The organism is Actinomycetospora rhizophila, assembly GCF_042657905.1.
Taxonomy (GTDB): domain Bacteria; phylum Actinomycetota; class Actinomycetes; order Mycobacteriales; family Pseudonocardiaceae; genus Actinomycetospora; species Actinomycetospora rhizophila.
In genome coordinates, this window is sequence record NZ_JBHSKG010000011.1 from 22685 (window position 1) to 45415 (window position 22731).

Annotated in this window: 24 protein-coding genes; 12 read left to right on the forward strand and 12 right to left on the reverse strand. The window is 75.4% G+C overall.

All coding sequences use genetic code 11. The features are described 5' to 3' along the window. The first annotated feature begins 5 nt into the window (after positions 1-5). Entirely contained in the window at positions 6-1109 is a 1104-nt protein-coding gene (locus ACFPK1_RS19815) for an acyltransferase family protein (RefSeq protein ID WP_378022663.1), read from the forward strand. Between the two features lie 3 nt (positions 1110-1112). On the opposite strand, the gene ACFPK1_RS19820 is transcribed toward ACFPK1_RS19815, so the two are convergent. The 8 genes from ACFPK1_RS19820 to ACFPK1_RS19855 form a co-directional block, all read right to left on the reverse strand. Continuing rightward, positions 1113-1796 carry a contact-dependent growth inhibition system immunity protein gene (locus ACFPK1_RS19820; protein ID WP_378022664.1) on the reverse strand — a complete coding sequence of 228 codons (684 nt, stop codon included), beginning with the start codon at positions 1794-1796 and terminating at the stop codon, positions 1113-1115. After that, positions 1793-2152 carry a contact-dependent growth inhibition system immunity protein gene (locus ACFPK1_RS19825; RefSeq protein WP_378022665.1) on the reverse strand — a complete coding sequence of 120 codons (360 nt, stop codon included), beginning with the start codon at positions 2150-2152 and terminating at the stop codon, positions 1793-1795. Before ACFPK1_RS19825 ends, ACFPK1_RS19820 begins: the two co-directional genes overlap by 4 nt. Then, positions 2142-2513 (reverse strand): contact-dependent growth inhibition system immunity protein, encoded by a 372-nt coding sequence (locus ACFPK1_RS19830; protein ID WP_378022666.1) that lies wholly within the window; start codon positions 2511-2513, stop codon positions 2142-2144. The genes ACFPK1_RS19825 and ACFPK1_RS19830 overlap by 11 nt, the downstream gene beginning before the upstream one ends. A 12-nt stretch (positions 2514-2525) precedes the next feature. After that, positions 2526-3791, reverse strand: coding sequence for an RNase A-like domain-containing protein (locus ACFPK1_RS19835; RefSeq protein WP_378022667.1), 1266 nt, complete (start codon positions 3789-3791; stop codon positions 2526-2528). Further along, on the reverse strand, positions 3791-4147 hold the full coding sequence (locus ACFPK1_RS19840; RefSeq protein WP_378022668.1) for a type VII secretion target: 357 nt from the start codon (positions 4145-4147) through the stop codon (positions 3791-3793). Before ACFPK1_RS19840 ends, ACFPK1_RS19835 begins: the two co-directional genes overlap by 1 nt. Positions 4148-4236: 89 nt before the next feature. After that, positions 4237-6093: a S9 family peptidase gene (locus ACFPK1_RS19845; RefSeq protein WP_378022669.1), complete on the reverse strand. Its 1857-nt coding sequence runs from the start codon at positions 6091-6093 to the stop codon at positions 4237-4239. A gap of 14 nt (positions 6094-6107) precedes the next feature. Beyond that, positions 6108-7883 carry an N-acetylglutaminylglutamine amidotransferase gene (locus tag ACFPK1_RS19850; protein WP_378022670.1) on the reverse strand — a complete coding sequence of 592 codons (1776 nt, stop codon included), beginning with the start codon at positions 7881-7883 and terminating at the stop codon, positions 6108-6110. Positions 7884-7913: 30 nt separating this feature from the next. Continuing rightward, a complete protein-coding gene (locus ACFPK1_RS19855) occupies positions 7914-10475 on the reverse strand; it encodes a glutamate--cysteine ligase (RefSeq protein WP_378022671.1) in 2562 nt (853 codons plus the stop codon). Between the two features lie 95 nt (positions 10476-10570). Here ACFPK1_RS19855 and ACFPK1_RS19860 point away from each other — a divergent pair, with 95 nt between their 5' ends. The 6 genes from ACFPK1_RS19860 (at position 10571) to ACFPK1_RS19885 (ending at position 14492) form a co-directional block, all read left to right on the forward strand. Further along, on the forward strand, positions 10571-11041 hold the full coding sequence (locus ACFPK1_RS19860) for a ribose-5-phosphate isomerase (RefSeq protein WP_378022672.1): 471 nt from the start codon (positions 10571-10573) through the stop codon (positions 11039-11041). Between the two features lie 43 nt (positions 11042-11084). After that, entirely contained in the window at positions 11085-11900 is an 816-nt protein-coding gene (locus tag ACFPK1_RS19865) for an Fpg/Nei family DNA glycosylase (RefSeq protein WP_378022673.1), read from the forward strand. Positions 11901-12040: 140 nt separating this feature from the next. After that, positions 12041-13165 carry a hypothetical protein gene (locus ACFPK1_RS19870; protein WP_378022674.1) on the forward strand — a complete coding sequence of 375 codons (1125 nt, stop codon included), beginning with the start codon at positions 12041-12043 and terminating at the stop codon, positions 13163-13165. 40 nt (positions 13166-13205) lie between these two features. Next, positions 13206-13352, forward strand: coding sequence for a hypothetical protein (locus tag ACFPK1_RS19875; protein WP_378022675.1), 147 nt, complete (start codon positions 13206-13208; stop codon positions 13350-13352). Positions 13353-13366: 14 nt separating this feature from the next. Then, entirely contained in the window at positions 13367-13741 is a 375-nt protein-coding gene (locus ACFPK1_RS19880) for an MmcQ/YjbR family DNA-binding protein (protein ID WP_378022676.1), read from the forward strand. Positions 13742-13775: 34 nt separating this feature from the next. Then, positions 13776-14492: a PIG-L deacetylase family protein gene (locus tag ACFPK1_RS19885; protein ID WP_378022677.1), complete on the forward strand. Its 717-nt coding sequence runs from the start codon at positions 13776-13778 to the stop codon at positions 14490-14492. Positions 14493-14498: 6 nt separating this feature from the next. On the opposite strand, the gene ACFPK1_RS19890 is transcribed toward ACFPK1_RS19885, so the two are convergent. Beyond that, positions 14499-15407 carry a GDSL-type esterase/lipase family protein gene (locus ACFPK1_RS19890; RefSeq protein WP_378022678.1) on the reverse strand — a complete coding sequence of 303 codons (909 nt, stop codon included), beginning with the start codon at positions 15405-15407 and terminating at the stop codon, positions 14499-14501. A gap of 179 nt (positions 15408-15586) precedes the next feature. Then, a complete protein-coding gene (locus ACFPK1_RS19895; protein ID WP_378022679.1) occupies positions 15587-16693 on the reverse strand; it encodes an FAD-dependent oxidoreductase in 1107 nt (368 codons plus the stop codon). A 140-nt stretch (positions 16694-16833) separates the two neighbouring features. On the opposite strand from ACFPK1_RS19895, the gene ACFPK1_RS19900 reads away from it, so the two are divergent. Continuing rightward, positions 16834-17721: a LysR substrate-binding domain-containing protein gene (locus ACFPK1_RS19900; protein ID WP_378022680.1), complete on the forward strand. Its 888-nt coding sequence runs from the start codon at positions 16834-16836 to the stop codon at positions 17719-17721. Positions 17722-17762: 41 nt separating this feature from the next. Here ACFPK1_RS19900 and ACFPK1_RS19905 read toward each other — a convergent pair whose 3' ends face one another. After that, complete coding sequence (locus ACFPK1_RS19905) at positions 17763-18464, reverse strand: SDR family NAD(P)-dependent oxidoreductase (RefSeq protein WP_378022681.1); 702 nt, start codon at positions 18462-18464, stop codon at positions 17763-17765. A gap of 106 nt (positions 18465-18570) precedes the next feature. On the opposite strand from ACFPK1_RS19905, the gene ACFPK1_RS19910 reads away from it, so the two are divergent. Genes ACFPK1_RS19910 through ACFPK1_RS19925 form a run of 4 tightly spaced genes read left to right on the forward strand, consistent with a single transcriptional unit; the run spans position 18571 to position 22041 of the window. After that, complete coding sequence (locus ACFPK1_RS19910; protein WP_378022682.1) at positions 18571-19791, forward strand: cytochrome P450; 1221 nt, start codon at positions 18571-18573, stop codon at positions 19789-19791. A gap of 31 nt (positions 19792-19822) precedes the next feature. Beyond that, positions 19823-20017 (forward strand): ferredoxin, encoded by a 195-nt coding sequence (locus ACFPK1_RS19915; protein ID WP_378022683.1) that lies wholly within the window; start codon positions 19823-19825, stop codon positions 20015-20017. Positions 20018-20051: 34 nt separating this feature from the next. Continuing rightward, entirely contained in the window at positions 20052-20630 is a 579-nt protein-coding gene (locus tag ACFPK1_RS19920; RefSeq protein WP_378022684.1) for a TetR/AcrR family transcriptional regulator, read from the forward strand. A gap of 25 nt (positions 20631-20655) precedes the next feature. Continuing rightward, complete coding sequence (locus ACFPK1_RS19925) at positions 20656-22041, forward strand: uracil-xanthine permease family protein (protein WP_378022685.1); 1386 nt, start codon at positions 20656-20658, stop codon at positions 22039-22041. On the opposite strand, the gene ACFPK1_RS19930 is transcribed toward ACFPK1_RS19925, so the two are convergent. Continuing rightward, on the reverse strand, positions 22038-22655 hold the full coding sequence (locus ACFPK1_RS19930) for a TetR family transcriptional regulator (protein ID WP_378022686.1): 618 nt from the start codon (positions 22653-22655) through the stop codon (positions 22038-22040). The genes ACFPK1_RS19925 and ACFPK1_RS19930 overlap by 4 nt on opposite strands. Between the last annotated feature and the right edge of the window lie 76 nt (positions 22656-22731).

The following is a 22731-nucleotide window of genomic DNA, read 5'->3' on the forward strand; positions in this document are numbered from 1 at the left end:
CGTACGTGACGACCGACCGGGGCGACGGGCACCGCGCGCCCGCCGGCGTCGCGGCCCTCGCCGACGCGACCCCGGCGGGGCGCGACCGGCTGGTCGACGGCGTCCGCGCCGCCGCGATCGTCGTCGTGATCCTGTGGCACTGGGTCGGGTCGCTGACGCACCGCGGCGCGGACGGCGTGATCGTCATGCCGAACCCGGTGGATGCCGTGCCGCTGGGGTGGGCGGCGACGTGGGCGCTGCAGGTGATGCCGCTGTTCTTCGTCGTCGGCGGGTTCGCGAACCTGGCCGGGTGGGACGCCGCGGGGCACCGCGCGGGGGTGTTCCTGCGGCGGCGGGCCCGGCGGCTGCTCGCGCCGGTGGGGGTGTGGGTCGTCCTGTGGGCGGGGGTCGAGGTGGTCGCGACGCTCGCCGGAGCGGCGAGCCCGCTGGTGGCGTGGTTCCCGGGCGTGCTGACGCCGCTGTGGTTCCTCGGGGTGTATGCGCTGGTCACGGCCCTGGTGCCGGTGACGGCGGGCCGGCACCGGCGGGCCCCGGCGGCGACCCTCGGCGCGCTGCTGCTCGTGGTGGTGCTCGCCGAGACGCTGCGGCGGGCCGGCGCGCTGCCGGTCGCGGGCGTCATGTCCTCGGCGCTGGTGTGGCTGCTCGTCCACCAGCTCGGCTACCTGTGGCGGGACCATGGGCGAGTGCCGGGCGGGGTGGCGCTGGCGGTCGCCGGTGTCGGGCTCGGGTCGCTCGTGGTGGCGACGGGCGTGCTCGGCTACCCGCGGTCGATGGTCGGCGCGAACCTGTGGCCGACGACGCCGGCGGTCGTCGCCCTGGCCGTCCTGCAGCTCGGGCTCGTGGCGCTCCTCGCCCCCGCCGCGGACCGCCTGCTGCGGCGGCGCCGGCCGTGGCGGTGCGTGGTCGCGGTCAACGCGACGGCGATGACGCTCTTCGTGTGGCACATGACGGGCTTCGCCGCGGTGTTCCTCGTGGTGGAGCACCTCGGGGCGGCGCCGGGTGGGGTGCCGGACGCGGGCTGGGTGCTGGCCCGACCGTTCTGGCTGCTCGCGCCCGCGGTGGTGCTCGCCGGGCTCGTCGCGGTGTTCCGGCGCGCGGAGCTGCGGTAGGGGTCAGGGCACCGCGCGCCAGAGGATCTGCTGGAGATCGTCCAGCCACCGCCGGTAGGACTGGCCCGCCGACGGCGGGTGGTACTCGAGGCCCAGCGACTCGGCGGCCGCCCGCGTGGCGTCCTCGCCCGGGAAGAGCTCGAGCAGTCGCTGCGCCTGGCCCGTCGCCGCCCACACGTCGTCGCGCGGCCACTGCTGCGCGAAGGCCACCAGCCCGCCCTCGACCGACCCGTGGTCGTCGCCCACGTCCTGGTTCAGGTAACCGCTGAAGAGCCCGGCGAGGGCCTGCCACTCCGCGGCCGTCGGGTCGGCGCCGTCGATCCGACGCCAGGGCACCGGGTAGGCGGTGTGCACGTGGTAGCCCTCGGACATGGTCGGGTCCCGGCGCAGCACGACGAGCGACGCCGTGACGTCGTCGATGTCGGCGGCGGTCCCCGCCCACTTGGGTACGTGCCGTCCGGTGACGGTGCCGTGCTCCCACGTGGTCCCGAGCATCGGGCGGGCCGTGGCGAGCCAGGCCCGGACGACGGCCGCGTTGCCGGCGAGGTTCGCCGCGACGGAGTGCTCCGCGACCTCGCGGTCGGTGAAGCTCGACGACTCGATCGACCGGCCGGACGGCGTGACGTCCTGCCTCCCGGGCTGCCAGTCCCAGGCGATGCTGTCGAGGTCGATGCGTGGGTCGGTCACCGCGGCGACTCCGTTGATTCGTGAGGCCAGTCGAGCCGCGTCGGGCCCTCGGGATCGCGCAGGAACCGCTCGAGCTCCGCGAGCCAGTCGCGGATCTGCCAGCCCTCCGCCTCCGGGTGATAGTCGAGCCCGAACTGTCGGACGACGTGCAGGGCCTCCTCCTCACTCGCGGTGCCGTCCAGGATGCGGCGCGCCCCGTCTGCCGCGTTCGCGACCTTCTCCGGCGCGGCATCGCGGCAGAACGCCCGGACGGTGTCCGTCGGCGATCCATGGATGTCCTCGAAGTCCTGGTTGAAGTACGCACCGAGGAGCGTCCGGAGGCCGGCCCACTCCTCGGCCTTCGGATCAATGTCCATGGGTGCTCCTGGATCGCCATGACGGGCCGCGCCGCTCGTTGAGCCTCGTTGGTGGGGTCGGGTCACGGAGGACGCGCTCCACCTCGGCGAGCCAGTCGCGGATCGACCACCCGGCGGCTTCGGGGCGGTGATCACGCCCGAGGGGTTCGAGGGCGCGGAGCGTGTCGGTGTCGTCCGCCGTGCCGTCGAGGAGCGTGGCGATGGCGTCGGCCGCAGCTCGGCTCTCCGCGGGCGCGTCTCGACAGAAGGCGAGGACGACGTCCTCCGGCGACCCCCAGATTTCCGCGAAATCCTGGTTGAAGGACGCCACGAGCAGTTTGCGCAGCGACGCCCACTCCTCCGCGTCTCTGTCGATCTTCACGAGCCTCCTCCGTCACGGCCGCGGGTAGGACGTCAGGATGTAGTAGCCACCAGGTGCGCTCGGGTCTGGTTGCAGCACGACACGAGACCACGTGGCGTCGACGACGTCGTCGACTCCCGTCGCGTTCTTCGGGGCCGAGCGACCGATCGGGTGCCCGTGCTGCCACTCGAAGGGCTCGGCGTCCGCGGGGTACGACCGTAACCACCGTTCGATGCGGTCTCGGTTGGCGGCGATGTTGTCGTGGACCGAGCGCTCCGCGGTCTGGCGGTCGTCGAAGCTGGAGATCGACGTGGGCCGCCTCATCGTGGCCTGGCGGTCGAGGAGCTCCTGGTCGGTCGCCCCGATGTGCGCTCTCTCCGGGTTCAGCGTGTGTCCGCCGGCATCCTCGTGCCGCTGGAGCCCGCCGTGAGGGGCGAGCGGCGTCGACGGCCGCGGGTCCGGTCCGTGCACCGGAAGGTCGTCGAGGCGTCCGAGCTTCGTGAGCCCCTTGCCGCCCAGGGCCGCGGCGATGACGCCGGGGCTGCGGCCGATCGCCTCGTCCAGGCCGCCGGTCCGGTACGAATCGACGACCGGCGCGACGGTGCCCTGGACCATCGCCCCGACGGCGCCGAGCGGGTCGGTGACGGCGGCCTGGGTGGTCTCCCAGGTCCTCGCCCACGTGTCCCCGAAGTCGTCGTCGACGACGTTGACGTGGTCGATGACGCCGCCGACGGTGTCGGTGACCTCGTCGACGACGTCCCCGCCGGCCTTCACCAGCCCGTCCCACGCGTTGCCGTCGGGCGGGGCCGGCGGCGCGGGGAGGAGGCTCGCCAGTCCCGCGCCGGCCGCATCGAGGGCGCGCGCCGCGTCCTCGGCGGCGGTGCGGGCGCGGTCCTCGGCGGCCAGCATGACGGCGGTGCCGTCCTGGTAGGCGAGGCGTCCGGCCTCCCGCGCCGCGTCGGCGGGGGCGCCGGAGCCGACGCCCACGAGGAGCGCCTGGCCCTGCAGGGCCATCCGCTCGCCCTCGAGCCAGTCCTGCTGCGCGCGGCGGAGCTCGGCCGCGAACACCCGCATCGGCGCGACCGCGGCGCGGGCGGCGTCGGCGATGGTGCGGGCGCCGGTGGCGGCCGTCCCGACGTTCGTCGCCGCGAGCACGGCCGCGATCCCCGACCATCCCGCCGTCGCGGCGCGCCCGTGACCCGCGACCCCCTCGCCGAGAGCGGCGATCTCCTGCGCGGCGCGATCGAGGGCGTCGGCGGCCGCCTCGACCGCGCCCGGATCGCCGGGGGGGCCCGGCATCAGTTCCCGCCCAGACCGGGCAGCACGACCGGCGGCGCCCCGGGGACCGCAGGCCCGCCCAGCCCGTCGGCGACGCCCCCGTCGCGGGCGACGTACGTGCTCGCCGAGGCCTCGAGGGACGCGGCCGCGTCGGTGACCCGCCTCGCCGCGGCGCCGCCGGCGCCGTCCAGCGCCTGCCCGAACCGGGACGCGGCCGACGCCAGCGGTTCGGTGCCGCAGGCGCCGGAGGCCGACGCGATGGCCGCCGAGGCCGCCCGGCACGCCGCCACCAGGGCCTCCGCGTCGCCGCGCAGCGCCGCCGCGCCCGCCCGCAGCTCCTCGGGGCGGACGTCGAACCCCTCGCCCGGTGCGGTCACGCGGCCCCCGTCCGATCGTCGCCGTCGACCGGATGTTGGCAGGGGCGCACCGACCGCAGGGTGCGTTCGGGAGAAGTCGGGGTGGCGAGCTACCCCGCGTCCGCGCGCTCGGCGAGCCCGAAGTGCTCGGCGAGCCAGTCGACGCACTCGTGGATGAAGCGCACCCGGTTCTCGGTGCGCTGGATCTCGTGGCCCTCGTCGTCGAAGAGCAGGTAGCGGACGGGCACGCCGGCGGCCTTGGCGCCGTGGACGGCGAGCTCGGCCTCGTGCACGGGCACGTTGGTGTCCCATTTGCCGTGCACGACGAGCAGCGGCGCGCGCAGGTGCTCCATGCGGTGCACGGGGGAGAGCTCGCGCAGCAGGTTGCGGTCGTGGATGGGGTGGCCGTACTCGCCGACCGCGGCGTCGGCGATCCACGGCTCGGTGCGCGCGAAGAACGTCTCGAAGTCGGCCATGCCGCACACGTCGATGCCGACGGCGAACAGCTCGGGGTGGTTCACGAGCGCGGCGAGGGTCAGGTAACCGCCGTAGGAGCGGCCCATCACGGCGACGCGCGCGGGGTCGGCGACGCCGCTCTCGACGAGGTGCTCGACGCACGTGGCCACGTCGCGGATCGCGGCGAAGCGCCCGGCGCCGTTGTCGGCGTTGACGAACGAGCGCCCGAAGCCCGATGAGCCGCGCACGTTGGCCGCGTAGACGGCGACGCCGCGGGCGAGCAGGTGCTGGTAGAGCGGGGTGAACACCGGGCGCTCCTGCGCCTCGGGCCCACCGTGCAGGTAGATCACCGTGGGGAAGGGGCCCGACTGCCCGCGCGGGCGGTAGAGCCAGCCGGGCAGGCGCAGGCCGTCGGGGGTGGTGACGACCTCGAGCGTCGGGTGCACGAGCTGGCCCGGTGACCAGCGCGGCTCCTCCTGCGGGCAGATCAGCGCCGTGGTGTCCGACGAGAGCTCGTGGCACCAGACGGCGGCCGGGACCTCGGGGGACTGGATGCCCATCACCAGCGAGTCGCCGTCGTGACTGAAGACCGCGTGGGTGACGACGTCGCCGGGCGGGGCGTACGCCGAGCACGTGCCGGAGCCCAGGTCGAGCAGGTCGACCTCGCTGCGTCCCTCGACGTTCCACACGAGCGCGGCGAGCCCGGCGTCCTCGGTGAGCGCGAAGCGTTCGAGCTCGGCGTCCTCGCGCTCGGCGAGGACCTCGGGGGTCATGGGGCTCGCGTCGGTGGCGACGTCGACCGCCACGAGGGCGGCCCGCTCGCGCCCGCCGTCGGTGAGCAGCAGCATCTTGGTGCCGTCGGGGGTGAAGCGGCCGGCGACGACGCTTGAGTCGTAGGTGATGGCGACCGGGTGCTCCACGGCGCCCGGGGGACCACCCGGACCGCGCGAGGAGTCGACCTCGTGCCAGCCCTCGGTGCCGTCGAGGTCGACGATGCCGACGTGCCGGGAGCCGCGGCGGCCGCGGCGCAGCAGCACGCGGCGCCGGTCGCGGCTCACGTCGAGGATCTGCAGGGCGTGCCCGGACCCCAGGCGCCGGCGCTGGCCGGAGTCGGCGTCGACCAGCCAGGCCGTCGTCGTCTCGGTGTCCGACTCGGTGATCGCGAGGACCGATCCCGTGTGGGTGAAGCGGTCGAGGGTGACCGCGCCGCGGTCGCCGTCGCCCACGCCCCGCACGGGCCGCAGGTCGGTGCCGTCCGGGCGGACGATCGCGACCTGGGTGCGCTCGCCGCCGTCGGGCGCGGTCTCGACGGCCAGCCAGGCGCCGTCGGGCGACCAGCGCACGGTGGAGACGAGGTCCTCACCGGTGTCGAGCGACCACTCCTCGCCGGTGGCGCGGCGGTGCATCCGCACCTGTGGCCGGCCGTCGCCGTCCCAGACGAACGCGATCGTGGTCCCGTCCGGGGAGGGGCTGGGCGACCAGCAACGCGTCGCGCTGATCCACTCGTCCACCGCCGCACCGTACGTCAGGTGATGCCGTGCGCCTGGAGCCACATCTCCAGGAGTGCGACCTGCCACAGGGCGTTGGCGCCCAGGTTGGTGCGCGACGAGTTGGGGTCGTCGAGCATCTGCGTCACGGCGTCGGGACGGAAGATGCCGCGCGAGGTGGCGGCGGGGTCGGTGAGGGCGCCGCGGACGCGCTCGAGGACCGGCCCGGAGAGCTGGCGGATCGCCGGCACCGGGAAGTAGCCCTTCTTCCGGTCGATGATCTCGTCGGGCAGCACCCCGCGCGCGGCGGCCTTGAGCACGCCCTTGCCGCCGTCGGCGAGCTTGTACTCGGGCGGGCAGGCGCCCATCGTCTCGACGAACTCGTGGTCGAGGAACGGCACGCGCGCCTCGAGGCCCCACGCCATCGTCATGTTGTCGACGCGCTTCACGGGATCGTCGACGAGCATGATCGTGGTGTCGAGGCGCAGCGCCGCGTCGACGGCCGAGTCGGCGCCGGGCCGGCCGAAGTGCTCGGCGACGAACGCGCGGCTGACGTCGTCGTCGACGAGCGCCTCGGGCGTCAGGAGCTGGGCGACCTCGCTGTGCGGGCGGTCGAAGAACGCCTTCTGGTAGGAGTCGAGCGCGCCGTCGCGCGGCACCCCGGCCAGCGGCGGGTACCAGTCGTAGCCGCCGAGGATCTCGTCGGCGCCCTGGCCCGACTGCACCACCTTGATCGACTTCGAGACCTCGCGCGAGAGCAGGTAGAAGGCGACGACGTCGTGGCTGACCATCGGCTCGGCCATCGCCGCGACCGCGCCCGCCAGCGCGTCGTCGGTCTCGTGCTTCGGCACCTTGAACCGGGTGTGGTCGGTGCCGTAGGTCTTCGCGACCAGGTCGGAGTAGTCGAACTCGTCGCCGCTCTGGCCCGCCTCGGCCTCGAAGCCGATCGAGAAGGTCTTGAGGTCCTTCTGGCCCATCTCGGCGAGCAGGGCCACGACGATCGACGAGTCGATGCCGCCGGAGAGCAGCACGCCGACCGGCACGTCGGCGACCATGCGGCGCTCGACGGCGGTGCGCAGCGAGGTCAACGCGGTCTCGGCCCACTCCTGCGCCGACCGCTCCCCGTCGCGGGTGAAGCTCGGCTCCCAGTAGACCCAGTCGTCGGTGCCGCCGTCGGGGGAGACGGTGCGGACGGTCGCCGGCGGGAGCTTGCGCACGCCCTGCAGGATCGTGCGCGGTGCGGGCACCACCGAGTGGAAGCTCATGTAGTGGTGGAGGGCGACGCGGTCGACGTCGGTGTTCAGCCCGCCGCCCGCGAGCAGGGCGGGCAGCGACGACGCGAAGCGCAGGGCGCCGGTGACCTGGGCGACGTAGAGCGGCTTGATCCCCAGGCGGTCGCGACCGAGCACGAGCTCGCCGGTGCGCCGGTCGGCCACGGCGAACGCGAACATGCCCTTGAAGCGCTCGACGCAGGCCTTCCCCCAGCGGTGGAAGGCCTTGAGCAGCACCTCGGTGTCCGAGGTGGAGAAGAACCGGTAGCCCTGCGCGTGCAGCTCCTCGCGGAGCTCCTTGTAGTTGTAGATGATCCCGTTGAACACGGCGGTCAGGCCGAGCTCCGCGTCGACCATCGGCTGGGCGCCGGCCTCGGACAGGTCGATGATCTTGAGTCGCTGGTGGGCGAGCGCCAGCGGCCCGTGGCCGACGATCCCCCAGCCGTCGGGCCCGCGGGGCTCGAGCACCTGGGCCATGTCCAGCACCGTCGCGACCTCGGCCGCACGGCCGTCGAACCGGAACTCACCGGCGATGCCGCACACAGGTGTCCTCCTCGCTCGTCGTGCGCGCGTTCAGCGCAGGATCCAGGTGTCCTTCGAGCCCCCACCGCGCGAGGAGTTGACCACGAGGGAGTCCGCGGGCGCGACTCGTGTGAGCGGCGTCGGCAGCACCGTCGGGGTCGGCGCGAGGACGACGAACGCGCGCAGGTCGACAGCCCGCGGTTCGAGCGCCGTGCCGGTGAAGGTGGGGTGCGTGGAGATCCGGATGGTCTCCTGCGCGACGAAGCCGGCGGGCTCCGCGCGCACCGCGGCGGCGGCCGCCTCGAGCTCCTCGGCGCTCGCGTACGGGCCGACGACGATGCCCTGCCCGCCGAATCCGTCGACGGGCTTGAGCACCAGCTCGTCGAGGTGCGCCAGGACGTGCTCGCGCTGCTCGGGATCGGCGCACGACCAGGTCGGGACCGCCGCGAGGGTCGCCTTCTCGCCCAGGTAGTACTCGGTGAGCGCCGAGACGAAGGGGTAGACGCCCTTGTCGTCGACGAGGCCGTTGCCCGGCGCGTTGGCCAGGGTCAGCCGGCCCGTCCGCACGGCCTCCTGGACGGGGTCGCCGAGCCGCACGCCGGACGCGTCGGTGGCGGCGAACAGGACCTCCTCGTCGATGCGCCGGTAGAGGACGTCGACGGGCCGCCCGCTCGCCGCGATCGTGATCATCCCGGCGGCGGCGCGGAGCTCGCCGGGCGTGAGCAGCGGCACGCCCATCTCCTCGGCGAGCAGGCGGTGCTCGTAGTGCGCCGCGTCGCTCGGTCCCTCGGTGACGACGGCGAGCACCGGGTCGCTGCCGGCCGCCGGCGGGGCGCACGCGAGCAGCGCGTCGCGCAGCATCGCCGGGCCGTCGTCGGCGTCGAGCACCCCGTCGGGGGCCTGGAGCTCGGGCAGGACGCTGCGGATCACGCGGCGGTCGGCGATCGCGAACCCGATGCCCGAGGGGATGCGCAGGTTGTCCTCGAGCACCTTCCACTCGCCGTCGGCGTCGCAGACGAGGTCGAGCCCGCTCACCAGCGCGCGCACGGAGGCCGGGGGCAGGTTCATCGCGGCCTCGTGGGGTCGCGGGATCCAGCGCAGCGCGGCCTCGGGCAGCACGCCGTCGTGCAGGCAGGCGCGCTCGCCGTGGAGGTCCTGCAGCAGGGCCTCGCAGGTACGGGCGCGCTGGATCAGCCCCTCGGACAGGGTCGCCCACTCGCCGGGCCTGATCAGGCGGGGGACCAGGTCGAGGGGGAAGAGCCGCTCGGCGTCCTCGCCCTGCGGGAAGAACATGCTGCGGGCGCGCTGCTCGGCGTCGCGGCTCTTCTCGTGGACGAGCAGGCCGGACGGCCCGATCCGCTCGAGGGTCGAGACCAGCCACGAGTACGCCGGGCGCACCGTGCCGTCCTCGGCGACCGCCTCGTCGAACCCGGGCGGGACGTAGTCGGCGAGCAGCACCGGGGCCACCGTCTTGCCCACGGGCGCGTCGACGGGGGAGTCGGGAGCGCCGCGGGTCTCGGCGACGAGCATGTCGACGACGGCCTCGAGACCGCCGCTGCGGTTGGCGCGCTGGCGCTGGCGGGCCGCCGAGCTGCCGCGGGCCAGCGCCTCGAGCGCCAGCTCCTCGACGACGGCGCGGTCGCCGGCCTCGTCGAGGTCGTCGGCGAGATGCTCGAGCATCAGGCGCACCGCGCGCGACGGCGGCACGAGGTCGCGGCCGGCCACGTCGACGAGGTCGCCCTCGAGGCCCGAGCGCGCGGCCCGCCAGCTCGCTGCCCGCAGCAGCTCCGCGCGGTACGACGGGGTCGGCCGGCCCTCGAGGTGCGCGCGCACCCCGTGGCGCACCAGCGCCCGCGACAGGCCCGCGATGAGCACGACGCCGTCGACGCTCGGGCCGGCGTCGCAGATGCGGACCTCGACCGTGTCCTGGTGCGCCGAGGGCCGCATGTCGAAATAGACCATGCCGGGGTCGGACATCGTCCCGGAGGCGAGCAGGTCGCCGATGAGCGCGTCGTAGTCGGCGGCGTCGCGCAGGGGCGCCGGGGGACCGGCGGTGGGCCAGCGGTGCCAGGCGAGCGTGCGGCTGCTCGCGTAGCCGGTGTCCTCGCTCTTCCAGAACGGCGAGCTGGCCGAGAGCGCGAGCAGCACCGGCAGCCATGGCGCACTGTGCTGCATGACGGCGATCGCCGCGTCGCGGTCGGGGACGTCGACGTGCACCTGGGTGCCGCAGATCTGCTGCTCGAACGCGAGCATCTGGTACTCGTCGCGCATCCGCTCGTAGCGCGGCGACGGCGTGATCCCCTGGGCCGACCCGTCGATCAGCGGCACGCTGCCGGCGCCGACCACGCCGAGACCGCGCGCGTCGGCGATGTGGGCGAGCATCCCGCGCAGGCGCACCAGGTCGGTGCGCAGGTCGGCGAGGTCCGTCGTCGACCGCGAGTTCGTCTCGATGATCGAGGGCTTGAGCTCGGCGGCGAACGCCTCGCCGTCGAGCGACTGCAGCTCGTCGAGCAGCTCGGGCACGCGGGGCACGGCCGACCGCGACTCGAGGTCGACGAGGTGGAACTCCTCCTCCACCCCGATGACGACGTCGCGGGCGGGCGTCAGTGACATGGCGACAAACTAGGCCGGACGTGTCACGGGAATGTTTCCCAGGGCCCGATCGTGGGCCTCGTCGCGTCGCTCCCCGCACCTGCGAGACTGCGCGGGTGCGCGTCTTCGTCGGATCGGACCACGCCGGGTTCGAGCTCAAGGCCCATCTGCTGCGCGAGCTGGCCAAGGCCGGCCACGACGTCGTGGACGTCGGCCCCGCCGAGCTCGACCCCAACGACGACTATCCGCCGTTCTGCGTCCAGACGGGCCTGCGGACGGTGTCGGCGGAGGGCAGCCTCGGCATCGTCATCGGCGGGTCCGGCAACGGTGAGCAGATCGCCGCCAACAAGGTCCCGGGCTGCCGCGCGGCGCTCGCGTGGAGCGTCGAGACCGCCCAGCTTGCGCGCAAGCACAACAACGCGCAGGTCGTCGCCGTCGGCGCGCGGATGCACACCGCCGAGCAGGCCACCGAGATCGTCAACGCCTTCCTCGCGACCGCGTTCGAGGGCGGGCGCCACCAGCGCCGCATCGACATGCTCACCGCCTACGAGCAGACGGGCGTGCCCCCGGCCCTGCCCGAGGAGTGACGGCCGGAGGAGTGACCGGCTCCGGGGCGGGGTAGGCGGGCGCGTGCCCGAAGGCCACACGATCCGCCGCCTCGCGCGCACCCACACCCGACGCTTCGTGGGCCACGAGGTGGCCGTGTCGTCCCCGCAGGGCCGGTTCGCGCAGGACGCCGAGCTGGTCGACGGCCGGGTGTTGCAGCGCGCCGACGCCCACGGCAAGCACCTGTTCCACGTCTACGCCGACGATCTCGTCGTGCACGTCCACCTCGGGCTGTACGGCAAGTTCTCGATGCACACCGGGGACGTGACGCCGCCGCGCGGCCAGGTCCGGATGCGCATGGTCGGGCCGGACCACTGGGCCGACCTGCGCGGCCCGATCGCCTGCGAGGTGCTCACCGAGGGCGAGGTCGACGGCCTGCGGTCCCGGCTCGGCGCCGACCCGCTGCGCCGCGACACCGACCCCGAGACCGCCTGGGCGCGCATCTCGCGCTCCCGCGCACCGCTGGCGACCCTGCTGATGGACCAGTCGGTGATCGCCGGGGTCGGCAACGTCTACCGCGCCGAGGTGCTCTTCCGGCACGGCCTCGACCCGCTGCTGCCGGGCCGCGACCTCGGGCGCGAGCGGTGGGAGGCGGTGTGGGCCGATCTCGTCGACCTGCTCGCCGACGGCGTGCGCCGCGGGGCGATCGACACCGTCCGGTCCGAGCACCGGTCGTGTGATCACGAGCACGACCAGCCGCACCGACGTAGCTGTGGCCGCGAGGTGTACGTCTACCGCCGGACGGGCCAGCCGTGCCGCGTGTGCCGCACGGAGATCAGCAAACGGACGCACGCGAGCCGCAACCTGTTCTGGTGCGCCCGATGCCAGGCCGCGACCTGACCGTTACGTTTCGCCCCCCGCCACCGATGCGTCACCCGAGGGGATGACGCGTGGTCCGTCCCGAACGGGCGAACCGATCACGTACCGTCCCCGGGCGAGTCCGTGGTGTCCGGGTCCTGGGGCCCGGCGAGGAGGTGTGCGTGGCGCGGGAGACGGAGCAGCGTTCTCGGTGGCAGCTGACCACCCGCTCACGGTTCGCGCTCGTCCTCGGGCTCGCCGGCCTCGCGGTCGCGGGCGTGCAGGTCGCGATGCTCAGCGACCCCCCGACCGTCATCCAGATCGTCGTCGTGGCCTTCTGGGGCCTCGTCGGCTTCGGCTACCTGCTCTCCGCCGCGGCCACGCGCCTGCGCGAACGCCGGCGGCCCGCACCCGCCGCGGCCCCCGCCGCTCCGGTCGAGGAGATCGTCCCCGTGCCCGTCCGCCCGGCCCGTCCCCGGCCGCGGCGGGAGGAGGCGGCGTCCGCGGCGGTGGAGCCTGCGGACCGTGCCGCCCGCACCGAGGCGGTGCGCCCGGCCGCGCGCGACCGGCACGGTGCGCATGATCGAGAGGCGCCGGAGCCTGCGGAACGTGCCGCTCGCACCGAGGCGGTGCGCCCGGCCGCGGCCGCCGACCGCCCGGCCGCGGTACGTCCGGAGCCCGCCCGCACCGAGGTCGTGCGTCCCCCGGCGCCCGCGCGTCCCCCGGCGCCCGCGCGTCCGGCGCCCGCACCTCCCGAGCCCGCCCGGACCGAGGCCGTGCGTCCCCCGGCGACCGCGCGTCCGGCCGCCGCGCGGGCGGCCCCCGCGCGGCCGGCTCCCGCACCCGCCGCGACGGCGCGCGTGGCGATCCCCGCCCGGCGCCCCGAGCTGCCCGAGCCGACGACCGTCGCCTTCCGGAACGGTGCCGCGGCGGCGCCCGCGAGGCCCACCGGAGGTGGGTCGTCGCTCTCCTTCGGCACCGGCCCCGGCCCCGCGCCGCGGAGCACCCGGCCCGACCCGCTCGACCCGTCCACGCCCGTCCCGGTGCTCGCGGAGCTGCCGGTCGACGCCGCGCCGGCGCCCCGGGCGCCCTCGCCGATCTCGGGGCCGCTGGCCACCGCCGGCGCCCGCACGTCCGGGGACCCGCCGCGGTCCGGCGGTCGCCGGCACGCCGCCGAGGACGCGGACACCCCGGCACCCCGCCGCCCCCGCCACCGCGCGGACGTCGAGGACCCGGTCGCGGCGCGGCGGGGCACGCCGGCACCCAACTCCGGCCGGCACGCGAGCGTCGGCCACGCCGCTCGGTAGCCTCGACGGTGTCCGATCCGTCCCGTCCGTGAGGAACGTGATGACCGAGCCCGCCGAGCGCACCGACCCGACCGAGGGCGCCTCCGAGCCCGGGGTGACCACCCACCGGCCTTGGATCAAGATCGTCACGCTGGTCGTCCTGGCGGTGTTCGTCGTCGCGACCCTGGTGAGCGCCCTGGCCCTGTAGGCAGGATGCCGGGCGTGGACCCGGACGAGCTGGTCGAGCGCCTGCGCCAGGTGTGTCTCGCGCTGCCCGAGACCACCGAGAAGATCAGCCACGGGTCGCCGTCGTGGTTCGTGCGCAAGATGTTCGTGAGCTACGTGGCGTACCACCACGGCGACGAGCACCTGGCCCTCTGGGCCGCCGCGCCCGAGGGGGCCCAGGAGGAGATGGTCACCGCCGACCCCGAGCGGTTCTTCGTCCCGCCGTACGTGGGGCACCGCGGGTGGCTGGGTCTGCGGCTCGACGTCGAGCCCGGCGGGCCCGACTGGGACGAGGTCCGCGAGGTCGTCACCGACGCCTACCGCCACATCGCGCCGCGGCGGCTCGCGGCGCGACTCGACCAGGACGCTTGACCTCGACCTTGCTCGAGGTCTCACCCTGGGGGCCATGAGCACCGACCTGCCGGCCCTGCCCGACGACTTCGCGCGGGTCCTGGCCGTGGCCGCGCACCCCGACGACCTCGAGTACGGCACGGCCGCCGCCGTCGCGGCGTGGACGGCGAGCGGGCGCGCGGTGTCCTACGTCCTGGTGACCCGCGGCGAGGCCGGGATCGCCGACATGCCTCCGGAGAAGGCGGCCGCCGTGCGCGAGGACGAGGAGCGGCGCAGCGCGGCCGCGGTCGGGGTGCACGACGTGCGGTTCCTCGACCACCGCGACGGCGTGGTGGTCGAGGGGATCGACCTGCGCCGCGACCTCGCGCGCGAGATCCGCCGCGCCCGCCCGGAGCTGGTGGTCGTCAACAGCCACCACGAGACGTTCGGCGCCGGGGCGTGGAACAGCGCCGACCACCGCGCGGTCGGCCGGGCGACCATCGACGCCGTCGGCGACGCCGGCAACCGGTGGATCTTCCCCGAGCTCGTCGACGAGGGCTTCGAGCCGTGGGACGGCGTCAAGCGTGTCGCGGTGGCGGCCTCGACGCAGCCGACCCACGCGATGGACGTGACGGGGTACCAGGAGGCCGCGATCGCGTCGCTCTCCGAGCACGCGGCCTACCTCACGGCACTCGACCCGCGCCCGGTCGCCGAGCAGGCCCGCGAGGTCGTGCTGATGACCACGGGCGACGACGACGGCCGGGCGCGGGTGCGCTTCGAGGTCTTCGGCTGACGGGCCTCAGCCCGGGAACAGCCCGGGCGCCGCGCGCCCGTCCGCGGGCGGTGCCGGCGTGGTGGGGGCCGCCGTCGGGGTCGGGGCGGGCGCGGGCAGCGGTCCGGCCGCGGCGAGGGCGGGCAGGACGCCGAGCGCGTGCCCGTCGGCGGTCGGCCCGCCGGCGAGCAGCGCCTCGCCCTCGGTGAACGCGGTGACCCAGGGCGCCGGCGAGCAGACACCGTGGCCCGCGAAGGCCGGGCGGACGTCGACGAAGCGCATGCCGCCCGCGGCGACGCGCTCGGCGAGCACGGTGTCGAGGCGGTTCACGGCGTCGTCGAGGCGCGTCGCCCGTGCGGCGTCGGCGGCCCCGGCCGGGCACGCCGCGCCCTCGGCGAGCAGGGGGTAGCCGGTGACGGTCACCGCGGCCCGCGGGGCACGGCGGCGGATGTCGGCGAGGGCCGCGTCCAGCGACCCGGGCAGCGTCTGCAGGGCGCGGTCGAAACGACCGGCGGCCTCGTCGCAGCGCGCCGGGGTGCCCGCGCTCGAGCACGCAGCGGCCAGCGCGCCGAGGCCCGTGGCGTCGGCGCCGACGGTGGCGGTGACGACCTCGGTGGCGTCCGAGAGCGAGCTGAACTGCCCGTTCCCGCCGCTGCCCGACGCCGACGCGCAGGCCCGCGAGGTCCAGGCGGTGTCGCCGGCGGCGCGGGCGAGCAGCGCGGGGTAGGCCAGGGGGCTGCGTCGGCACGTCCCCGACGCGGCCTCGACGGCGCCGGCCGCGGTGCCGGCAGCCCAGGAGTCGCCGAGCGCGACCCGGCGGTTGCCGTCACCGCCGCTGCCCGGGCTCCCGGTCCCGACCGCCGCCGTCGCGGGCACCGCCCCCAGGACCAGCGCCGCCGCCACGAGCGTCGCCGCCACCACCGTTCGAGCGCCCATGCCGCCCCCTGATCTCCGCCGTGATCACGCATCCCGACGGCGGTCAGTGTCGGTCTCGACAGCCACACGAGGCGGTGACGTCACGCCGTCGAGCGCCGACGATCACCCACACGGGTGGGGTGATCGTGGGGGAGGTACTGACGTCTGACGCGAGCGTGGCCGCCAGGCTGACCGACAGGTCAGGCCGCGGCGGCGAGGGCGGGGCGGTCGAGGGCGAAGGAGCCGATGGGGCGCCGGCTGGCGCCGGTGGTCGCGAGCTCGGCGAGGATGCGCCCGATCAGCGAGGCGAACGTGAACGCGTCCCGGGCCCCGACCCCGACGCTGACCCGGGGCTCACCGGGCAGCGTGTCGACCACGTGGTGCTGGTCGGCCGGGACCGTGGCCAGGCGCGTCCTGGTGTGCCGCTCGGGGCCGAGGAAGCCGGGGACGTGCGCGGAGAGGAACTCGTGGCGGCGCCGGGCGTCGGTGGCGGCCTCGTGCCCGAGCTTCGTGACGACCTCGCCGTCCACGGGGAAGCCGTGCACGGTGTCGGTGCCGTGCCAGGTGAACACCGGGAAGCGGGCGGGGGAGAAGTCCAGGAGGTTCGGCGTCGCGAAGGAGGTGACCTGCTCCCGGCGGACCGTCAGCGGCAGCGGGTCGACCAGCCCGTCGAGGACCTCGTTGGTGCCCGCCCCGGCGGCGACGACCACGCGCTCGGCGCGGATCACCTCGTCGTCGAGGACGACCTCCACGTGGCCCGCGGTGGGCCGCAGCGCGCGCACGGGGCTGTGCTCGCGGATCTCGGCGCCGTGCCCGCGGGCGAGCGCGACGTGGGTGGCGTCGGCGCGCGCGGCGTCGACGACGCCCGTCCGGCGCTGGTAGAGCGCCTCCTCGGTGCCCGCGAGCCGGAACTGCGGCCAGCGGCGCGCCACGGCGCGGGCGTCGAGGAGCTCGAAGTCGACGTCGTGGCGGTCGGCGACCGCGGCGCGCTCCCCGAGGCTCCGCCGCGGGCCCGCGTCCTCGATGATCAGCCCGCCGGTCTCGGTGACCAGCGTCTGCCCGGAGACGCGCTCGACGTCGCGCCAGGTCGCGTAGGCCTCGCGGGCCAGCGCGGCGTCGGCGTCGCGGTGCTGGGCGTACCGGAGGACCCGCGCGGGGTCCTGGCCGTCGCCGCCGAGGGTGTCGCGCTCGAGCACGAGCGCGCGGCCGCCGACGGCGCGGGCGAGCCAGTAGGCCGCGGCGGCGCCGAGCCCCCCGCACCCGACGACGACGTGGCGGAGGTCGGGCGAGCGGGGCACGGTGATCACTCCGATGACTCGGTTGTGCCCCACCCTCGCCGTTCCCCCGCTCGCGTGGTCGGGATCGGCGATCGCGGCTGCCTCTGCTCTCATCAGGTCGGACTTATGAGTGGGCCCCGTTCGCGGCGCCCCGGGGGCAGGATCACCTCATGGACGTCGAGCTGCGGCAGCTGCGGGTGTTCCTCACCGTGGCGTCCGAGCTGCACTTCAGCCGGGCGGCCAAGCGGCTGCACGTCAGCCAGCCGGCGCTCTCGCAGCAGATCCGCGCGCTGGAGAAGACCCTCGGCGCGGCGCTGTTCGACCGCTCGAGCCGGGCCACCGAGCTGACGCCGGCCGGGCGGGTGCTGCTCGACGCGGCGCCGCGCGTGCTGTTCGAGGCCGAGCGCGCGCAGTCGCTGGTGACGCAGGCGTCGAACGGGGCGGTGGGGCTGCTCGTCGTCGGGTCGGTGGGCACGGCCCTGGCCTCGATCACCCCGCGCATCCTGCGGTCGATGCGGGCGTCGTTCCCGGACCTGCAGCTCGAGGTCTCCCAGCAGGACACCGCGGCGCAGCTGGTGGCGATCGCCGACGGGCGGGTCGACGTGGGGCTGGTGCGCGCGGCGCCGTCGACCGAGACGGTGGCCGTCGAGCACCTCGTGTCCGAGCCGCTGCTCGCCGCGCTGCCCGACGACCACCCGCTGGCGGGCTGCGACGAGATCGAGCCCGAGGCGCTGGCCGACGAGCCGTTCGTGCTCTGGCCGCGGCCGCTGGGCACGGCGTTCTTCGACATCATCACGAGCTACTGCCGCGACCACGGGTTCAGCCCTGACATCGTCGCCGAGGGCGCCGACATCGAGACCCAGCTCGGTCTCGTCGCCGCGGGCCTCGGGGTGTCCCTGCAGCCCGCGTACTACGCGAACCTGCGCCCGCCGGGCGTGGTGTTCCGCCCGTTGTCGGGCGACGTGCCGATGGTCGCGCTGCAGGTGGCCTGGCGCCGCTCCGATCGCTCGCCCGCCGTGGCCCACTTCGTCGACGCGGCGCGCTCCCTCGGTTCGTGAGCGAACTTCGGGGCCATAGCCCCGAAGTTCGCTCACGTGGGTCACCAGGGGACGTGCTGGCCGTCCTGCAGGAACGAGCCGGAGGGGTGGGCGCCGGGGGAGCGGACGACGTCGACGATCCCGGCCGCGCCGTCGGCGATCGGGCGTCCGTTCGGCCCGCCCATGTCGGTGGCGGTCCAGCCCGGCGACACCGCGTGCACCGCGATCCCGTCGCGGGTCAGCGCGTCGGCGAACACGCGGGTCAGCGCGTTCGCGCCCGCCTTGGACACGCTGTAGGCCGGCGAGGAGGCGCCCATGCGGCTCAGCGACCCGAGCCCGCTGGTGACGTTGACGATCACCGGGTCGCGGCCCGCGCGCAGCAGCGGCGCGAACGCCTGGCTGAGGCGCCACGGCGCGAGGACGTTGGTGCGCCACGCCCCGTCGGCGATCTCGAGGTCCTCGGTGACGGGGTCGGCGCCGCTGTCGAAGTTCACCGCCGCGTTGTTGACCAGCGCGTCGAGCCGGCCGTGGCGCCGGTCGATCGCCTCCACGGCGGCCTGCACGGACTCGGGCGCGGTGACGTCGAGGGTCAGCGGCCAGGCGCCGTCGCCCAGCTCCTTGGCCGTCGCCGCGCCCGCCCCGGCGTCGCGGGCCGCGACCACCACCGTGGCGCCCGCGGCCACCAGCTGCCGCGCGATCTCGACGCCCAGCCCGCGCCCGGCCCCGGTCACGAGGACGACGCGCCCGTCGTTCGGTTCGCTCATGTCCACGAGTATCCGCCGCCGGCGCCCCCGACGCGTTCCTAAACGGAAGTTTACTCTCACTTCGAGTACGGTCGGGTCGTCCGGACGTCCGACGACGGGAGCGACGATGTCCACCCCCACCATCCCGCGGCACATGCAGCGCGACCGTTTCGCGCCGGTCCCGGAGACGCAGGCGGCCCGCGACGAGGACGACCTCCCGACGATCCGCACCGCGATCGGCACGCCCGCGCGGCTGGTCACGCGCTACGCCGACGTGCGGGAGGTGCTGGGCGACGCCGAGCGGTTCTCCAACGAGGGCCTGCCCCGCCTGCCGATGCCCGACGACGGCGTCGACCCCCGCGCCGGCAACCTGCTCGCCATCGACCCGCCCGAGCACACCCGGCTGCGCCGCCTGCTCACCGGCGAGTTCACCGTGAAGCGCATCCGGCGCCTCGAGCCGCGCATCACCGAGATCGTCGACGACCACCTCGACGCCATGGCGGCCGCGGGCCGCCAGGCGGCACGAAGCGAAGCGGAGCTGACGCGCCGAAGGCCGTACACGGACCTGGTGAGCGCCTTCGCCTTGCCGGTCCCGAGCCTGGTGATCTGCGAGCTGCTCGGCGTCCCGTACGCCGACCGCGAGGAGTTCCAGGGCCGCGCCACCCGCCAGATCGACCTCAGCCTGCCCCTCGAGGAGCGCGGGCGCGTCGCCGCCGAGTCGCGCGCCTACATGGGCGAGCTCGTCGACCGCGCGTGGTCCGCGCCCGGCGACGACATGCTCGGGATGCTGATCCGCGAGCACGGCGACGACCTGACCCGCTCCGAGCTCATCGGGATCGCCTCCCTGCTGCTCATCGCGGGCCACGAGACCACCGCCAACATGCTGGGCCTCGGCACGCTCGCGCTGCTGCGCGCCCCCGACCAGCTCGCCCACGTCCGCGACGAGCCCGGCGCCGTCGCGCCCGCGATCGAGGAGCTGCTGCGCTACCTGTCGGTGGTGCACTCGGGCATCCCGCGCCTGGCCCGCCACGACACGACGGTCGGCGGGCGCCCGGTCCGGGAGGGCGAGCTGCTCGTGCTCTCGCTGCCCGCCGCCAACCGCGACCCCGCGGCCACCGACCACCCCGACGACCTCGACGTCACCCGCGCGATCGCCCCGCACGTGGCGTTCGGGCACGGGGTGCACCATTGCCTCGGCGCGCCGCTCGCCCGCGCGGAGATGGCGGTGGCGTTCCCCGCACTGCTGCGACGGTTCCCGGGCCTCGCGCTGGGCATTCCGTTCGACGAGGTCGAGTTCCGCTCGGCCACCGTGGTGCACGGGCTGCGCGCGCTGCCCGTCACCTGGTGACCGCCACACCACCACCCGGGGAGGACCCACCATGAGGATCCAGGCCGATCGCGACATCTGCATCGGTGCCGGCAACTGCGTGCTCGCGGCCGAGGACGTGTTCGACCAGGACGACGACGCGGTCGTCGAGGTGCTCCAGGAGCACCCGGGGCCCGACCAGGAGTCCGAGGTCCGCAACGCCGTCGCCCAGTGCCCGTCGGGCGCCCTGTCGCTGGTCGACGACTGAGACCGGTCGAGCACGACCGATTAGGGTGACCTGGATGTCGGCCCCGTCAGACCCGGTGATCCGGCCCCTGCGCGCGGACGCCGCCCGCAACCACGCCGCGATCCTCGCCGCCGCGCGCGCCGCCCTCGAGGCCGACGGACCCGACGTCGCGCTCGAGGAGGTCGCCCGGCGCGCGGGCGTCGCCCCCTCGACGCTCTACCGCCGCTTCGCGGGACGCGACGAGCTGGTCGCCGCGGTGCTCGAGGACTACGTCGCCGAGTCCGTCGAACCGCTGCTGGCCCGCGCGGCCGCCGTCGACGACCCGTGGGCGGCGCTCACCGGCGTGCTCGAGGGCCTCGTCGACGGCGTCACCCGCCACCGCGGCCTGCTGACCGCCGCCAAGGCCGTCGGGGCGTTCACCCCCGAGCTCGCCGTGCGCACCCTCGCGCCCCTGGGCGACCTGCTGCGGCGCGGCCAGGCCGCCGGCGTCGTCCGCGGCGACCTCGAGCCCGAGGACCTGCTCGTCGCCGTGCAGATGGCCGTCGCCACCGCCGAGGGCCGGGCCGACGGCGCGCGGCGCTGGCCGCGCTACCTCGGGCTGCTGCTCGACGGGATGCGACCGCGGGAGCGGTGATCGGCCGCCCTTAGTCTCTGCAGCCGTGCTGAGGGGATGGACGGTCCACGGCGACGGACGGGCGCCCGCGCCCGGCGAGGTCGTCAAGCCCGACGAGCGGTTGTCGTGGGGCCGCACGGTGGGCCTCGGGGCCCAGCACGTGCTGGCGATGTTCGGGGCGACATTCGTCTTCCCGGTCCTCATGGGCCTCGACCCCAACCTCGCGATCCTGCTCTCGGGGCTCGCGACGATGCTGTTCCTGCTGATGACGCGCGGGCGCGTGCCGAGCTACCTCGGCACCAGCGCGTCGTTCGTCGGCGTCGTCGCCGCGGTCCGCGCGGACGGGGGCACGAGCGCCGAGGTCACCGGGGCGATCGCGGTCTGCGGGGTGGTCGTCGCCCTCGTCGGGCTCGCCGTGCACCTCGGCGGGGCGCGGTTCGTCTCCGCGGTGCTGCCACCGGCCGTGACCGGCGCGGTGGTCCTGCTCATCGGCTTCAACCTCGCCCCCGTCGTCGCCGGGGTGTACTGGCCGCAGGACGAGGCGGCCGCCCTCATCACCATGCTCGTGGTCATGGGCACCGCCGTCGCCGGGCGCGGCATGCTCTCCCGGCTCGGGGTGCTGGTCGGGCTCGTCGTCGGCTTCGGGCTCTCGCTGCTGCTCGACGCGACGCTCGGGCCGATCACCGGGCCGGACGCCTCGGGTGTCGTGTCCACCCACCCGCGCGTCGACCTCTCGGGCGTCGGCGACGCGCCGTGGATCGGGCTGCCGCTGGGCACGCCGGAGATGCCCGGCCTGCACCTGCCCGCGTTCAGCGCGTCGGCGATCCTCCTGGTGGTGCCGGTCGCGATCGCGCTGATCGCCGAGAACACCGGGCACGTCAAGGGAGTCGCGAGCATGACCCGCGAGGATCTCGACCCCTACCTCGGGCGCGCGCTCGCCGCCGACGGCATCGCCACGGCCGTGGCCGGCGGCGTCGGCGGCTCGCCGACCACGACCTACGCCGAGAACATCGGCGTCATGGCCGCCACGCGCGTCTACTCCACCGCGGCGTACTGGGTGGCGGCGGTCGTCGCGATCCTCATCGGCTTCTGCCCCAAGTTCGGCGCGGTCGTCGCGGCCACGCCCGGCGGGGTGCTCGGCGGCATCACGGTGGTGCTCTACGGCATGATCGGCCTGCTCGGGGCCCGGATCTGGGTCGAGAACAAGGTCGACTTCTCCCGCCCCGAGGTCCTCGTCCCGCTCGCCGCGGGCATCGTCATCGGCATCGGCGACGTGGCCCTGTCGGCCGGGGGCGGGTCGCTGTCGGGGATCGCGCTGGGCTCGATCGTCGTGATCGTCGGCTACCACGTGCTGCGGCGGCTGGCGCCGGCGCCGGTCGAGCGCACCGACGAGTCCCGCGTCGACGACGAGCAGGACCGCCCGTCGACCTAGTCGCCCGTCGCCAGCCCGTCGAGCAGGGCCAGCAGCGCGCGTCCGTAGAGATCGGCCGGGACGGTGTCGCGCGCGAGGCGGCGGTGCTGGACGAGGCCGGTGAAGAGCCCGAGCACGACGGCCGCGACCTCCTCGTCCCGCAGCGCCCAGGTCACCCCGCGGCGCTCGCGCTCGGCGCGGATGAGCGGGAGCAGGTCGGCGCGCAGGCGTTCGTGGTGGGCGGCGAGGTCGGCGCCGAAGCCGGGGTCACGGACGGCGTAGAGCCAGGCCTCGGCGCCGAGGAGGGCGGCGCGCTCGTCGTCGGCGGTGTCGGTGACCTGCCGCTCGAGGGCGTCGAGCGCGGAGGGCAGGCCGTCGGCGAGGTGCTCGCGGGCCGCGGCCATCTCGGCGACGCGCCGGCGGTCCATGAGGGCGAGGAAGAGGTCCTGCTTGCTGGGGAAGTGCGCGTAGAGGGCGCCGACGGACACGCCGGCGGTGCGGGCGATCTCGCCCACCGACGCCGCGCCGTAGCCCCGGTCGGCGAAGACGGTGGCCGCGGCGTCGAGCAGCCCGACGTGCGTGCGCTCCTTCGCCGCGGCGCGGGAGCCGGAGCGGGGGGCGTCGGGGGTCGACACCGCCCCAGCGTCGCCGCGGGCGGGGGGTCCCGCAAACGCGGTCCTGCAGACTCGACGGGGTGCGGGGCCCGGTGGC

Bases quoted from the DNA above. Each gene is read 5' to 3' on its own strand.
- ACFPK1_RS19875 (WP_378022675.1), top strand. From the start codon at position 13,206: ATGACCGAGCCCGCCGAGCGCACCGACCCGACCGAGGGCGCCTCCGAG.
- ACFPK1_RS19835 (WP_378022667.1), bottom strand. From the start codon at position 3,791: ATGCCGGGCCCCCCCGGCGATCCGGGCGCGGTCGAGGCGGCCGCCGAC.
- ACFPK1_RS19905 (WP_378022681.1), bottom strand. From the start codon at position 18,464: ATGAGCGAACCGAACGACGGGCGCGTCGTCCTCGTGACCGGGGCCGGG.
- ACFPK1_RS19915 (WP_378022683.1), top strand. From the start codon at position 19,823: ATGAGGATCCAGGCCGATCGCGACATCTGCATCGGTGCCGGCAACTGC.
- ACFPK1_RS19855 (WP_378022671.1), bottom strand. From the start codon at position 10,475: ATGTCACTGACGCCCGCCCGCGACGTCGTCATCGGGGTGGAGGAGGAG.
- ACFPK1_RS19890 (WP_378022678.1), bottom strand. From the start codon at position 15,407: ATGGGCGCTCGAACGGTGGTGGCGGCGACGCTCGTGGCGGCGGCGCTG.
- ACFPK1_RS19900 (WP_378022680.1), top strand. From the start codon at position 16,834: ATGGACGTCGAGCTGCGGCAGCTGCGGGTGTTCCTCACCGTGGCGTCC.
- ACFPK1_RS19825 (WP_378022665.1), bottom strand. From the start codon at position 2,152: ATGGACATTGATCCGAAGGCCGAGGAGTGGGCCGGCCTCCGGACGCTC.
- ACFPK1_RS19920 (WP_378022684.1), top strand. From the start codon at position 20,052: ATGTCGGCCCCGTCAGACCCGGTGATCCGGCCCCTGCGCGCGGACGCC.
- ACFPK1_RS19885 (WP_378022677.1), top strand. From the start codon at position 13,776: ATGAGCACCGACCTGCCGGCCCTGCCCGACGACTTCGCGCGGGTCCTG.
- ACFPK1_RS19910 (WP_378022682.1), top strand. From the start codon at position 18,571: ATGTCCACCCCCACCATCCCGCGGCACATGCAGCGCGACCGTTTCGCG.